This is a genomic window from Arthrobacter sp. YAF34 (genome assembly GCF_052113245.1).
Classification (GTDB): Bacteria; Actinomycetota; Actinomycetes; order Actinomycetales; family Micrococcaceae; genus Arthrobacter.
The window spans coordinates 170,681-183,967 of the sequence record NZ_JBFRCV010000001.1 but is presented as its reverse complement, the minus strand read 5'-3'; the positions used below and the strand labels follow the sequence as shown (position 1 = coordinate 183,967).

Annotated in this window: 15 protein-coding genes; 7 read left to right on the top strand and 8 right to left on the bottom strand. The window is 64.4% G+C overall.

Going from position 1 to position 13,287, the window contains the following annotated elements:
• Nucleotides 1-71: 71 nt before the first annotated feature.
• The 4 genes from AB4Y72_RS00870 to AB4Y72_RS00855 all read right to left on the bottom strand — a co-directional run bounded on the left by AB4Y72_RS00870 (nucleotide 72) and on the right by AB4Y72_RS00855 (nucleotide 2,974).
• Complete coding sequence (locus tag AB4Y72_RS00870) at nucleotides 72-1,640, bottom strand: MFS transporter (RefSeq protein WP_441424287.1); 1,569 nt, start codon at nucleotides 1,638-1,640, stop codon at nucleotides 72-74.
• Between the two features lie 140 nt (nucleotides 1,641-1,780).
• A complete protein-coding gene (locus AB4Y72_RS00865) occupies nucleotides 1,781-2,173 on the bottom strand; it encodes an SHOCT domain-containing protein (RefSeq protein ID WP_441424286.1) in 393 nt (130 codons plus the stop codon).
• A 123-nt stretch (nucleotides 2,174-2,296) separates the two neighbouring features.
• Nucleotides 2,297-2,677 carry a PLD nuclease N-terminal domain-containing protein gene (locus tag AB4Y72_RS00860; protein WP_441424285.1) on the bottom strand — a complete coding sequence of 127 codons (381 nt, stop codon included), beginning with the start codon at nucleotides 2,675-2,677 and terminating at the stop codon, nucleotides 2,297-2,299.
• A gap of 141 nt (nucleotides 2,678-2,818) precedes the next feature.
• Nucleotides 2,819-2,974: a hypothetical protein gene (locus AB4Y72_RS00855; protein WP_441424284.1), complete on the bottom strand. Its 156-nt coding sequence runs from the start codon at nucleotides 2,972-2,974 to the stop codon at nucleotides 2,819-2,821.
• Between the two features lie 157 nt (nucleotides 2,975-3,131).
• Between AB4Y72_RS00855 and AB4Y72_RS00850 the strand changes: the two genes are divergently transcribed.
• Together AB4Y72_RS00850 and AB4Y72_RS00845 are read left to right on the top strand one after the other, a co-directional pair.
• Entirely contained in the window at nucleotides 3,132-3,575 is a 444-nt protein-coding gene (locus AB4Y72_RS00850; RefSeq protein ID WP_441424283.1) for a DUF3054 domain-containing protein, read from the top strand.
• A gap of 88 nt (nucleotides 3,576-3,663) precedes the next feature.
• Nucleotides 3,664-3,945 (top strand): Lrp/AsnC family transcriptional regulator, encoded by a 282-nt coding sequence (locus AB4Y72_RS00845; protein ID WP_441424282.1) that lies wholly within the window; start codon nucleotides 3,664-3,666, stop codon nucleotides 3,943-3,945.
• A gap of 119 nt (nucleotides 3,946-4,064) precedes the next feature.
• Here the strand turns inward: AB4Y72_RS00845 and trpD are convergent, their stop codons facing one another.
• On the bottom strand, nucleotides 4,065-5,126 hold the full coding sequence (gene trpD, locus AB4Y72_RS00840) for an anthranilate phosphoribosyltransferase (RefSeq protein ID WP_441424281.1): 1,062 nt from the start codon (nucleotides 5,124-5,126) through the stop codon (nucleotides 4,065-4,067).
• 148 nt (nucleotides 5,127-5,274) lie between these two features.
• Between trpD and ctaE the strand changes: the two genes are divergently transcribed.
• From ctaE to qcrB, 4 genes are all read left to right on the top strand, one after another.
• Nucleotides 5,275-5,913, top strand: coding sequence for an aa3-type cytochrome oxidase subunit III (gene ctaE, locus AB4Y72_RS00835; protein WP_175460459.1), 639 nt, complete (start codon nucleotides 5,275-5,277; stop codon nucleotides 5,911-5,913).
• Between the two features lie 87 nt (nucleotides 5,914-6,000).
• Entirely contained in the window at nucleotides 6,001-6,789 is a 789-nt protein-coding gene (gene qcrC / locus AB4Y72_RS00830) for a cytochrome bc1 complex diheme cytochrome c subunit (RefSeq protein WP_441424280.1), read from the top strand.
• A gap of 100 nt (nucleotides 6,790-6,889) precedes the next feature.
• Nucleotides 6,890-7,963, top strand: coding sequence for a cytochrome bc1 complex Rieske iron-sulfur subunit (gene qcrA, locus AB4Y72_RS00825; protein ID WP_441424279.1), 1,074 nt, complete (start codon nucleotides 6,890-6,892; stop codon nucleotides 7,961-7,963).
• Nucleotides 7,941-9,620 (top strand): cytochrome bc1 complex cytochrome b subunit, encoded by a 1,680-nt coding sequence (qcrB, locus tag AB4Y72_RS00820; protein ID WP_441424278.1) that lies wholly within the window; start codon nucleotides 7,941-7,943, stop codon nucleotides 9,618-9,620. The genes qcrA and qcrB overlap by 23 nt, the downstream gene beginning before the upstream one ends.
• 148 nt (nucleotides 9,621-9,768) lie before the next feature.
• On the opposite strand, the gene AB4Y72_RS00815 is transcribed toward qcrB, so the two are convergent.
• Nucleotides 9,769-10,536 (bottom strand): GntR family transcriptional regulator, encoded by a 768-nt coding sequence (locus AB4Y72_RS00815; protein ID WP_441424571.1) that lies wholly within the window; start codon nucleotides 10,534-10,536, stop codon nucleotides 9,769-9,771.
• 198 nt (nucleotides 10,537-10,734) lie between these two features.
• Here AB4Y72_RS00815 and AB4Y72_RS00810 point away from each other — a divergent pair, with 198 nt between their 5' ends.
• Nucleotides 10,735-11,028, top strand: a complete 294-nt coding sequence (locus AB4Y72_RS00810) for an HPr family phosphocarrier protein (protein WP_441424277.1) — start codon at nucleotides 10,735-10,737, stop codon at nucleotides 11,026-11,028.
• A 134-nt stretch (nucleotides 11,029-11,162) separates the two neighbouring features.
• Here AB4Y72_RS00810 and AB4Y72_RS00805 read toward each other — a convergent pair whose 3' ends face one another.
• Complete coding sequence (locus AB4Y72_RS00805; RefSeq protein ID WP_441424276.1) at nucleotides 11,163-11,564, bottom strand: cytochrome c oxidase subunit 4; 402 nt, start codon at nucleotides 11,562-11,564, stop codon at nucleotides 11,163-11,165.
• A complete protein-coding gene (gene ctaD / locus AB4Y72_RS00800; protein WP_441424275.1) occupies nucleotides 11,561-13,282 on the bottom strand; it encodes an aa3-type cytochrome oxidase subunit I in 1,722 nt (573 codons plus the stop codon). Before ctaD ends, AB4Y72_RS00805 begins: the two co-directional genes overlap by 4 nt.
• Nucleotides 13,283-13,287: the final 5 nt, after the last annotated feature.

Below are 13,287 nucleotides of genomic sequence, written 5' to 3'. Positions count from 1 at the left end.
ACAGTACCCCGTTCCCCTCGCTGTGGGCTGCGGGCAGAGTACGGCGCGCCATGGTGCCCGCCGCATCTCCCTCACGCCGTGCTGGACGACGCCGGATCCTCCTCGGGTTGCTCCGTCGGCTTCCGCCGGACCAGTTCGGTGGGAATGTTCTTGGAGAACAGCAGCGACACGGACGAGATGAACACCAGCGCGACCATCGAGGCCCGGAGCGAGGACACTTGGGAGTCGCTGTACAGCGTAGTCAGCGTCGCGGCGTCCTCGGCCGACAGGCCCGCCGACGTCGCGATGTCGTTTACCGTGGACACCGGCACGATGTTGACGCCCGCCTGGGTGTCGGCCACGACCATATCCTTGACGTTGCTCGGGAGGTCGCTGCTGTCCACGGCCCCCAGGAATGAGCTCGAGAGGGAAGCGATCAGGACCGATCCGATGAGTGCGGTGCCCAGGGAGGAGCCGAGGTTCTGGAAGATCCCCTGCAACCCGCCGATCTCACTGGACCGCTCGACGCCGACACTCGACATCGTCACGTTGCCGATCTGGGAGGCCAGGAGCCCCAGCGCGGCTCCCGCGAAGAACATTCCCGCCGCAAAGAGCACGCTGCGCAGCTCCAGGGACACTGATCCAAGTAAGACGAAACTGCTCACGACCAAGACAAGCTGTCCGAGCCGAATGATGCGGCGCGGTGACCAGATGGCCGTCAGCCGGGTGCCAACAACTGAAAACAGGATCAGCGAAACCGAGAGCGGAAAAATCTTGATGCCGGTCTCCAACGCATTGAGCCCGAGGGTCATCTGCAAATACACCGGAATCATGAAGAACAGGCCCGCCGTGATCATGTACTGGGCGGCGAGGACGGACAAGCCGGAACGCAGCTGCTTGATGGACAACATCTGGACGTGGACCAGCGGCGGACGCCCGCCCCGGATCAGCGCTTCCTGCCGGGCGAAGAAGGCCCACAGCAGGAACCCGCCGGCCAGAATCATATAGGGCACCAGGGACAGACCCAGCGGAGTGATCGGAACGCCGCCGATCTCCGGAGATTGCTTGGGCAGAACCCATCCCCAGGTCTTGCTTTGGAGCATGGCAAAAACGATCAGGATCAGGCCCGCCGCCGAGAGCAGGACGCTGACACTATCGATCTTGATTCTTTGCGGGCGGCTCGAGTCCGGCACCAGCCGGGAGAAGGAGACTACGGCCGCCATCACCACTACTTCGCCAATGAATACGTACCTCCAGCTCAGGTACGTCGTCACGTAGCCGCCGATGAGCGGACCCAGTGCGACGGCGGCGCCCGAAGTCGCCCCGATGATCGCGAACCCGGTCACCCTGTCGTGGCCCTGGTAATTATTGGCGATGAGCGCCGCGATCGCCGGTATCACCAGGACCGCCCCGACTCCTTCGATCACCGACCAGCCAAGGAACAGCACCGCAATGTTGGGGCTGATCGCGGTCAGCAGGGAGCCGCAGGCGTAGATGACGGAGCCGATGACGAACGCGCGCCGCCGACCCCACACATCGCCGAGTTTGGCCCCCAACAACATCAGGGAGGCCATGGTCAGGGTGTAGAACGTGATGGCGGCCTGCATAGCGGCGACCGTCGTATTGAGGTCTTTGACGACCGTTGAGATGGATACATTCATCACAGTGCTGTCCAGCACCATGACAAACTGTGCGCATCCCAAGATGATGCCAGCGGTCCACTTTTTCATTGGATGACACACAATTCTCGAGGTGCGGTGCGCGGCCGCCCGGGGTTTGGCATCAGGAGACGACGGGGCCGTCAGGCCCCGCTCAACGCCTTGGCCTTGACAGCTTCAAACTCGCTCTGGGTCAGAGTGCCGGCGTCGAGGAGTTCCTTCGCCTTGGCGATCTCCTGGGTGGGGGACGCCGTGGCCACGGAACGGATGTACTCGGTGGTGGCCGCCTCTGCCCGCTGCGCGCTCCGGGCCTGGCGTTCGGCCATGCTGCGGCCGCGCGCGATCAGGTAAACAAGAACCGTGAGGAACGGCACGAAGACCAGGAACAAGATCCACACTGCCTTCAGCCAGCCGCTGAGGTCGCGGTCGCGAAAAATGTCGGTGATAACGGCAAAGAGTGCGAACAGGTAGGAGACGAACGCGAATCCCCAAAAGAACAGCCAGATGATGTTCCAGAATTGCTCCACGGGAGCCATCCTTTCGTGCTGAGGACGCCCTCCTGGCATTCCCTTAGGGGCCAAAGTAGTCCCCACCGCCGTCGGCGGTTAGGACCATAAGGCCCGTATTGGGCGAGGTGATCCGGCGCCGGCCGGTGCCGCCTATCCCAGCGCCCTGGCCTTCAGCACCTGGAATTCTTCGGCGGTGATCGTGCCTTCATCGAGGAGCCTTTTCGCCGCGGCGATCTGTTCCGCCGGGTTGACGTGGGCAGCCCGCCGAACGTATTCCGCATTGTCGTCCCGGGCACCGGCACCCTCTTGCCGTGCCGGTTGCCGCAAAGTCATTTGCTGCCCGTAGAACAGCATGTAGACCAGGCACCCGAGCAGCGGGAACAGCAGAACAGCCAGTATCCACACGGCTTTTACCCACCCGGGGCGCGGGCTGTCCGAAAAGATGTCCCGGAGGACAAGGAACAGCACCATCAGATAGGCGGCAAACAGCACGGCCGAAAACATGAGCCAGATGACATCCCAAAATCCCATGACCCCCGCCTTTCGCGAGACCGGTGATGCGGCAACGATCTTGAACAGCAGCGGCCCGTCGGAGGGGTGGCATGCCGGCTCGCCCCCAGCCTACGCAGGGGTTTGTCGTTGTCAATCAGGCGCCGGGCAAACCGGGCGGGCCTAGAAGAAATGCACCTCGCTGGCCGCATCCGGGGAAGGATGAACCACGGGTGCCTGGCCGAGTTCGAGCAGGATGTCGTTGATGCTCAGCTGGCCGTCCAGCTGGGCCTCAGGCTGCACCGGGACCATAGCCTCCGGGACGGCGTCGGTACTCATCCCCCGATCATATGCGCGGACCGCCGCAGGGCCCGGGGGCCACGCCGACCCGCCCTGCGGCGTGCGGGAGCCAGGGCGTGCGCGGGCCAAGGCGGCGAGGGGGCCAGGGCGTGCGCGGCCGCCGCGAGGCCGGCACGGCGGGACTAGGCTTGGAGGTATGCCTTCTCCATCACCACAGCTCCCCCGCCCGTCAGCCCCGGATGCGGCACAAACCCGTCCCTCGGCCGGACGCGCGGCCGCCCTGGCCGCCATCGCCGATGCACTCCTGATCCTGCTCTTCGCGGCGATTGGCCGCGACGCGCACCAGCGCGGCGAAATCATCACTGGAGTCTTTGCGACGGCCTGGCCGTTCCTGGCTGGCGCGGCCGTTGCGTGGATCGCCCTGCGGCTGTGGCATGACCCGCTTCGGCTCTGGCCTGCCGGCGTCGCGGTCTGGCTCGGAACCGTCGGCGTCGGCATGATCCTGAGGGCCGTCACCGGGCAGACGGTGGTGTTGCCCTTCATCATCGTGGCCCTGCTGAGCCTCGGCGTTTTCCTGCTTGGTTACCGTCTGGCGGTCGCCGGCGTGCGGCGGCTGCGTTCCCGCCGCCTGCAGGCCTAATGCACTAGGCTTGCTGAAGATGGCAGCGCCCCCGCTGGGGCCGCCGACAGGCCCTCAAACGGCGCAACCGATCCGGAAAGGCTCACACGTGGTCACCGCATTCGTCCTGATCAAGACAGACGCTTCACGCATCCCGGAGACTGCCGAGGAAATCTCAGCCATCCCGGGGATCAGCGAGGTCTACTCCGTGACCGGTGAATGGGACCTGATCGCCATCGCCAGGGTCGCCAAGCACGATGACCTCGCGGACGTGATCGCGGACAAGCTCTCCAAGGTTCAGGGAGTCGTCCACACCACCACGCAGATCGCCTTCCGCGCCTACTCCCAGCACGACCTCGACGCGGCCTTTGCCCTGGGTTTCGAGCAGTAGCACCGCGCCCTAGCAACATCAAGGACGCCAACATCAAGGACGGCCCCGGCAGCATCTGCCGGGGCCGTCCTTTTCTGCAGCAAGCCTGGTCTACATGGTTGGGCGGGCGTGCGGCACCCTCAGGCGGCCTGCGACAACGCAACCCATCGGTCCAGCACCGCGGCCGCAGCTCCGGATTCAATCGATTCCTCGGCCCGCTTCAGCGCCAAGGCCATGCGGTCCGCCAAGGGGCCCACAGCGTCGAGGTCGAACGCCACCAGGCCAGCCGCGGCGTTGAGCAGCGCCGCGTCCCGAGCCGGCCCCGGCGCACCGCCCAGAACGGCCCGGACGACGGCCGCATTCGCCCGCGCGTCACCGCCGCGCAGTTCCTCCAGCGTGGCCTGCCGGATGCCGAGGCCCCGGGGGTCAAACATCTCTTCGGTCACCGCACCCTTGCGGATCTCCCACACCCGCGACGGGCCGGTGGTGGTGAGCTCGTCCAGGCCGTCGTTCCCACGGAACACAAGGCCGCGGCTGCCGCGCTTGGCCAGCACACCTGCCACCAGCGGGGCCATCTGCTCATTGGCGACGCCCACGGCCGAGGCTTGGACATGGGCCGGGTTGATCATGGGGCCCAAGAAGTTGAACGCGGTCGGAACGCCGAGCTCGCGGCGGGCGACGGCGGCATGCCGCATCGACGGGTGGAACACCTGGGCGAAACAAAACGTGATTCCCGCCTCGTCCGCGTTGCGCGCGACGCGGGGAATGGGAAGGTCCAGCCTGACGCCGAGGGCTTCCAGGACATCGGCGGATCCCGACGACGACGACGCCGCCCGGTTGCCGTGCTTGACCACCTTGGCGCCGGCGCCGGCGCAGATCAGCGCGGCCATCGTGGAGATGTTGACCGTGTTCTGTTGATCACCGCCTGTGCCGACGATGTCCAGCTTCTCGCCGGCAATATCAATGGGATTGGCGTTGGCCACCATCGCTTCGACCAGGCCGGCCACCTCATCGACGGTCTCGCCCTTGGCGCGCAAGGCCACCAGGAATCCGGCCACCTGGACCGGCGTCGCCTCGCCGGACATGATCGAGTTCATGGCCCATTCGGTGCTCCCGGCTGTGAGGTCGGCGCCGCCGATGAGTGCGTTGATGAGCCGCGGCCAGGTGTTGCCTGCCGCCGGTGCAGATGCCTGAGAAGTCACCTCCCGATGCTATCGAGGTCGGCCCGGCAAAGACCAATGCGAACCCCTCCGGGAACTTTTCCGCGCGAATTCGCGTCTTTGTAGAAAAAGTCCTCCGAAAACGCGGTTTGCGTTGGGCAGGACGGACTTTTATAGACATAATGTCTATGTGACATCTGCGACCCATGCCCCCAGTACCCCGGCGCACCCGACGCTGAACCGCCCGAACATGGTTTCTGTTGGAACCGTTGTGTGGCTGTCCAGTGAGTTGATGTTCTTCGCCGGTCTCTTCGCCATGTACTTCACACTCCGTTCGACTTCCGGACTGATGTGGGCTGAAGAGACAGCCAAGCTCAACTTTCCCTTTGCGCTCGTTAACACGATCGTCCTCGTGGCAAGTTCCTTTACTTGCCAGATGGGCGTCTTCGCCGCGGAGCGGCTCCAGCCGCGCCGCACCGGCGGAGTCTTCAGCTTCACCCGCTGGGGGATGAACGGATGGTTCATCCTCACGTTCCTCATGGGTGCCTTCTTCGTGGCCGGTCAGACGACCGAGTACTCCATGCTCGTATCCGAGCACGTCTCGCTGTCGTCCAACGCCTACGGTTCCGCCTTCTACATAACGACAGGCTTCCACGGCCTGCACGTCATCGGCGGTTTGATTGCCTTCCTGCTCATCATGGGCCGCTCCTTCGCTGCGAAGAAGTTCGGCCACTTTGAAGCGACGTCGGCGATTGTCACCTCGTACTACTGGCACTTCGTGGACGTCGTCTGGATTGGCCTCTTCCTGGTCATCTACGTCCTCAAGTAGCCCAGCCTTGACTCTTTTTCTACAAGAGGCAGAATTTCAAGAAGCGGCTCCCGGAGCCACCGCAGGATCGAAAAAAGGAACCACCACGTGAAGGCACTCTCGCAGAAGCGACGTCACCCACTGGCAGCAATTGCACTGCTGCTGATGGGCCTCTTGGTCACGGGTGGGCTGTACGCCGTTGCCACCACCGTCAACCAGGCCAAGGCGGACACCACCACCTACAGCGCGAGCGACGTGGAAGAAGGCGGCAAACTGTTCGCCGCCAACTGCGCCACCTGCCACGGCGTGGGTGCCAGCGGCTCCCAGTCCGGCCCCTCGCTCGTGGGCGTCGGCGCCGCCGCTGTTGACTTCCAGGTCGGCACCGGCCGCATGCCCATGCAGATGAACGGCCCGCAGGCCCAGAAGAAGCCCGCCCAGTTCAACGAGGAGCAGACCAAGCAGCTGGCTGCTTACGTTGCCTCGCTCGGCCCCGGCCCGTCCATCCCGGAAGCTGGTGTCCTCGATGAGAAGGGCGACGCAGCCAAGGGTGGAGAGCTCTTCCGCACCAACTGCGCCATGTGCCACAACGCTGCCGCTGCCGGCGGTGCCCTCACCCGGGGCAAGTTCGCCCCGGCCCTCGCGGGCGTTTCCGGCCAGCACATCTACGAAGCCATGGTCACCGGCCCCCAGAACATGCCGGTCTTCAATGACGCGAACATCTCCCCCGAGGGCAAGCGCGACATCATCACCTACCTGAAGCAGATCGAAGCCAACGGTTCACCCGGCGGCGCGGATCTTGGAGCTTTGGGTCCGGTATCCGAAGGTCTCTTCGTCTGGATTGCCGGCTTGGGCGTCATCATCGCGTTCACGATCTGGCTCACCTCCCGCACGTCCTAAGCGGACCTTGCACCTGTAAGAATTTTCTGCTGACTCATCAGCAGTTTGAATTGAAACCTAACTCGGCGCAGGCCGAGACGAGAGAAGGATGAGGCGAATTATGGGCAACCATAGTGACGGCAGTCCGAACCACTCGGGCACCGTAGCTACGGCTGGTCAGAATGAGGTGGAGAAGTTCCAGGATCCTGGAATTCCCCCGCACCGTTTGCGCCTGGCTGACACGGACCCGAAGGCCGCAAAGAAAGCAGAACGGCAGGTAGCCCTTCTGTTCGGTGTCTCGGTCGTTGGCACCCTGATATTCCTGGTGTCGTACTTTGCGATCGATCTGGGGAATGATTCCTCGATCGCCACGATCCGGCTCCAGAACTCCCTGCTGGGCATCGGCACCGCGTTCGCGATGCTGGGTATTGGCACTGGCATCGTCCACTGGGCCAAGGCCCTCATGCCGGACCACGAGGTCTCGGAAGAGCGCCACGCGATCCGGACGGAGGAAGACCGCCAGGCCGCGGTCCGCATCGTCGACGACATTGTGGAAGAGACCGGCATCAAGCGCCGGCCGCTGATCCGCAACACCCTGCTTGGCGCCGTCGCCCTCGCACCGCTGCCGGCATTGGCCATCTTCGGTGACCTCGGCCCCCGACCGGACTTCGCGCTGGCGCACACACTGTGGGCTCCGGCTCCGGACGGCAAGCTCAAGCGCCTTGCCCGCGACCCCGATGGCACTCCCATCAAGGCTGCGGACGTTACCATCGGCTCCGCTTTCCACGTCATCCCTGAAGGGCTGAACGAACTGAGTGAAGGCAAGCTCAACGAAAAGGCCAAGTCGGTTGTGTTGCTCATGCGCCTGGACCCGGCGGAGCTGAACCCTTCCCCGGAACGCGCCGACTGGGCGTACAACGGCATCGTCGCGTACTCCAAGATCTGCACCCACGTCGGTTGCCCTGTTGCCCTGTACGAGCAGCAGACGCACCACCTGCTGTGCCCGTGCCACCAGTCAACCTTCGACCTGACCCAGCAATGCAAGGTTATCTTCGGACCGGCCAGCCGCCCTCTCCCCCAGCTGCCCATCGCAGTGGACTCCGAAGGGTACCTGGTCGCGACGAGCGACTTCCATGAACCTGTTGGACCGAGCTATTGGGAGCGTGAGCAGCATGTCCTCATCCCTAACTCCTGATGCCCCCGCCTTCGTCGCAAAGACGAAAGGCGGCCGCATCACAGACTTCGTCGACCAGCGGGTTGGCGGCTCCGGAATGCTGCGCGAATTCGGCCGGAAGGTCTTCCCGGACCACTGGTCGTTCATGTTCGGCGAAGTGGCGCTCTATTCCTTCGTCATCCTCCTGCTCTCGGGCACGTTCCTGACCTTCTTCTTCGATCCGTCCATGGCGGAGACGCACTACGCGGGCTCGTATACGCCGCTGAAGAACGTCGAGATGTCCGTGGCGTACAGCTCGTCGCTGAACATTTCCTTCGATGTCCGCGGCGGCCTGTTCATGCGACAGGTGCACCACTGGTCGGCCCTGCTGTTCGTGGCCTCCGTCTCCGTGCACATGCTCCGCGTGTTCTTCACCGGCGCCTTCCGCAAGCCCCGCGAACTGAACTGGGTTGTGGGCAGCGTCCTGCTCATCCTCTCCATGGCTGCAGGCTTCACCGGCTACTCGCTCCCCGATGACCTGCTCTCCGGCAACGGCCTGCGCATCATCGACGGTGTCATCAAGTCCATCCCGGTCATCGGCACCTACATCTCGTTCTTCCTCTTCGGCGGCGAGTTCCCGGGCACCATGATCATCAGCCGCCTGTACATGCTGCACATCCTCCTGGTACCAGCGCTCATCCTGCTGATGATCGTGATGCACCTCTTCATGGTGGTTGTGCACAAGCACACGCAGTACCCCGGCCCCGGCCGCAACGACGGCAACGTCGTCGGCTACCCCCTGGGTCCGGTTTACGCGGCCAAGGCCGGCGGCTTCTTCTTCATCGTGTTCGGTGTTGTTGCCATCATGGCGGCATTCTTCACCATCAACCCGATCTGGAACTATGGCCCGTACGACCCCTCGCCGGTCTCGGCCGGCACGCAGCCTGACTGGTACATCGGCTTTGTCGACGGCGCCCTGCGCCTGATGCCCGGCACGATCGGTGACTGGAAAGTCGAGCAGATCTGGTTCGGCCACATGTTCACGTTCAATGTGCTGCTCCCGGCCCTTGTCCCGGCGGGCATTCTCTTCACGGTCATGTTCACCTACCCGTGGATCGAACGCTGGATCACCAAGGACAACCGCGAGCACCACGTCCTGGACCGTCCCCGCAATGCCCCGACCCGCACCGCGATCGGCATGGCCGGCTTCGTTTGGTACTGCGTCATGTGGGCCGCCGCAGGTTCTGACCTCATCGCCACGCACTTCCACGTGGCCCTGAATGATGTGACCTACTGGCTGCGCGCGCTGTTCTTCATCGGCCCGGTCATCGCGTTCTTCGTGACGAAGCGCGTCGCCCTGGCACTGCAGCGCAAGGACCGCGAGATTGCCCTGCACGGCCGCGAAACCGGCCGCATCGTCCGTCTGCCGCACGGCGAGTTCATCGAGGTCCACGCCCCGCTGGACGAGTACAAGCGCTACAAGCTGGTCGGCTTCGAGTCACCGTCCCCGCTGCCCGCCGTGCCGAACGAACACGGCGTAGTGGACCGCAAGGAACGGCGACGCGCCAAGCTGTCCCGCTGGTTCTTCGAGGACCGGGTTGCCCCGGTCACTCCGACCGAGCTGGAGGCCGCCCACGGCCACCACGGCGGCCACGAGGCCGTCGAAGCCGCGGACACGCAGAAGACGCTGAGCCACTAGTCAGCACCAAGCAACACCAAACAGGAAGGCCCGGTCCCCCAAAAGGGACCGGGCCTTCCTGCGTTCTACTGAAATAGAAGCAACGCGGGGTCACGTCGAGCCCGTGACCCCGCGCGGCATGGGCGCGAGGTGACCCCGCGTTGTGCTCCTAGGACCGGTACCCCGAGGCATAATTGCGGGTCGGCCGGACGCCCGGACGCTGCAGGGGCACCCAGAGTTTGTACCGGTCGGCCCGGTAGTAGGACACCGAGTAGTCCACCATGGCGCGGGCCACGAAGGCGTGCCGCTGGATCTTCAACAACGGAGTGCCGACCTCGACATTCAACAGCCTTGCCGTTGACGGCGACGCGGCGGTCGCCTCGATCATGTCCTCGCCCCATTCCATGACCAGCCCGTAGCGTTCGCTCAACACGTTATAGAGCGACGTCGGCGGCTCGCCGTCGAGGAGGCCCGGCACCCGGTGTGCGGGGATGAAGTTCTCGTCCACGCTCATGGGCTCGTTGTCGGCCAGCAGGAGCCGCCGGAACCGGACCAGGGGGGTGCCCTCCTCCAGCTGCAACTCACGGGCCAGGAAGGCGCTGGCGCCGATCTGCTCGAAACTCAGCACCTTGGCGGCCGGGACCATGCCGCGCCGCTGCATCTCCTCGCTGTACGAGGTCAGCTTGACCTGGAGATCCAGCTTGGGTTTCCGCACGAACGTGCCCAACCCCACGACGCGCTCAATCACCTCCTCGCCCACGAGTGCATCGATGGCCTGGCGGACGGTCATCCGGGCAAGGCCGAACCGCTCCGCAAGGTCACGTTCGGACGGCAGCGCTGAGCCTGGCGGGCACGCGGTGACAATATGCGCGCGGAGGATCTCCCGCAACTGCACGTAGATCGGCACGCCGCTCTGCCGGTCGATTTCACCCACCATCCGGGCCGCGTTAGAGGACGCCACGGAACAGCCTCCAAGGGTGCTTCGGCGCGGAAAAGACAGTCATACCTCAAGGGTAAGCCCGCGGCTCATCAGGTCTAGACCACCCCGCTGGCTAAGATCGTGCGGCCCCCTCCCCCGCGGCTACTCTTGAGGCAAGGGTCCGGAACCGGACCTTCTGCGCACAAGGGAGTACCGTTGCCAGTTTGCAAGGCAATCGTCGCGGCCGCGATCGGCCTCCATGCCCGTCCGGCGGCGGTATTTGTCCGGGCCGTCACGGCCACCGGGCTCCCCGTGACCATCAGCAAGGACGGCAGGCCCGGCGTCGACGCCCGCTCGTTGCTGGAGGTCATGACCGAGGACTTCGAATGCGGCTGCGAGGTCGAGTTGGCAGTCGCGGCAGACGCCCTGCCGGCCCGCTGCAGCGTCGCTGAAGCGGAGAACGCACTCGAGGGGCTCCGTGTCCTCCTCGAGTCTCCAAACGCCGTCTGAGGCCCGCGCCGGCACTGCAGGAACTCCGGCACGCAGGTGCCGCACACGCAAACGACGGCGGGCCCCACCAATGGTGGGACCCGCCGTCGTACTTATGAACTCTGAGGCTTTATGAACTTCGAGCCGGGGCGGCGCTAGTGTGCGTGATCGCCGCGGCTGTACTCGTATACCCAGCCAACCAGGGCGACAATCGCGAGGCCGCCGGCGATGAAGACGATCCACCAGCCCACGGCCAGGCCGAGGAACCCGGTGGCGCAGGCGATGCCGAGAACCAGCGGCCACCAGCTCCACGGGCTGAAGTGCCCCTGCTCGCCGGCTCCCTCGTGGATCTCGGCGTCGTTGCGGTCCTCGGGGCGCATGCCCACGCGCCGCCCGGTGAAACCGAGGTAGGCGCCGATCATGCCGGCGAGGCCACCAACCAGCAGGATGGCCAGCGCGCCCACCCATTCGCTCCAGTGAGTCAGGTAGCCGTAGATGAACGCCACCGGTACGAAGAAGAAAACACCGAGACCAAAGATTCTAGATTCGATTTTCACTTGCCGGTGTCCTTCTGTTCGGCGTTACCGAGCGCTGCTGCTGCCGGAGCAGGAGAATCGACGGTGTAGTTCTGGGAGAGCTCCGGGTGGTGCAAGTCCAGGGCAGGACGCTCGGAGCGGATGCGGGGCAGGGACGTGAAGTTGTGGCGCGGCGGCGGGCAGGAGGTGGCCCACTCGAGCGAGGCACCGAAGCCCCACGGGTCATCAACTTCCACTCGTTCGTTGCTGCGCCACGTGATGTAGACGTTCCAGAAGAACGGGATGAGCGAGGCGCCCAGGACGAACGAGGAAATCGTGGAGAACTGGTTCATCCAGGTGAAGCCATCCTGCGGCAGGTAGTCGGCGTAGCGGCGGGGCATGCCCTCGACGCCGAGCCAGTGCTGGATCAGGAAGGTGCCGTGGAAGCCGAGGAAAAGCATCCAGAAGTGGATCTTGCCGAGGCGCTCGTTGAGCATCTTGCCGGTCCACTTCGGCCACCAGAAGTAGAAGCCGGCGAACATGGCGAACACGACGGTGCCGAAGACCACGTAGTGGAAGTGGGCGACCACGAAGTAGGAGTCCGAGACGTGGAAGTCCAGCGGCGGCGAAGCCAGGATGATGCCGGTCAGGCCGCCGAACAGGAAGGTGGCCAGGAAGCCGATGCTCCACAGCATGGGGGTCTCAAAGGTGATGGAACCGCGCCACATGGTGCCGATCCAGTTGAAGAACTTAACACCCGTCGGCACCGCGATGAGCATCGTCATGAAGGAGAAGAAGGGCAGCAGGACCGAGCCGGTGACGTACATGTGGTGCGCCCACACGGTCACGGACAGGGCGGCGATGGAGATGGTCGCGTAGACCAGGCCCTTGTAACCGAAGATCGGCTTGCGGCTGAAGACCGGGAAGATTTCGGAGACGATGCCGAAGAACGGCAGCGCGATGATGTACACCTCAGGGTGGCCGAAGAACCAGAACAGGTGCTGCCAGAGGACGGCGCCACCATTCGCGGGGTCAAAGATGTGAGCCCCGAAGCGGCGGTCCGCACCGAGCGCGAACAGCGCGGCGGCCAGCGGCGGGAAGGCCATCAGAACAAGGATGGACGTCACGAGGGCGTTCCAGGTGAAGATCGGCATCCGCCACATGGTCATGCCCGGGGCACGCATGCAGATGATCGTGGTGATGAAGTTGACGGCGCCAAGAATGGTGCCGAAGCCGGAGAGGGCGAGCCCGAAGACCCACAAGTCGCCGCCCACACCGGGGCTGAACGTGGTGTCGGACAACGGCGCATAGGCAAACCAGCCGAAGGACGCGGCGCCCTGCGGGGTGATGAAGCCGGAGACGGCAATCGTGGAGCCGAAGAGGAAGAACCAGAAGGCCAGGGCGTTCAGACGCGGGAACGCGACGTCGGGCGCACCGATCTGCAGCGGCATGATGACGTTGGTGAAGCCGGCGAACAGCGGGGTCGCGAACATCAGGAGCATCACGGTGCCGTGCATGGTGAAGAGCTGGTTGTACTGCTCTTTGGTCTGCAGGATCTGCATGCCCGGCTCGAAGAGCTCGGCACGGATCAGCAGCGCCATGATGCCGCCGAAGCAGAAGAAGATGAACGACGCGATCAGGTACATGTACCCGATCGTCTTGTGGTCGGTCGAGGTGATCCAGTTGACGACGATGCGCCCCTTGGACCTGGGTACTACGGGAGCCTCGAGGACCCCGGCGGATTGAGTGTAAGTTGCCACTTCGA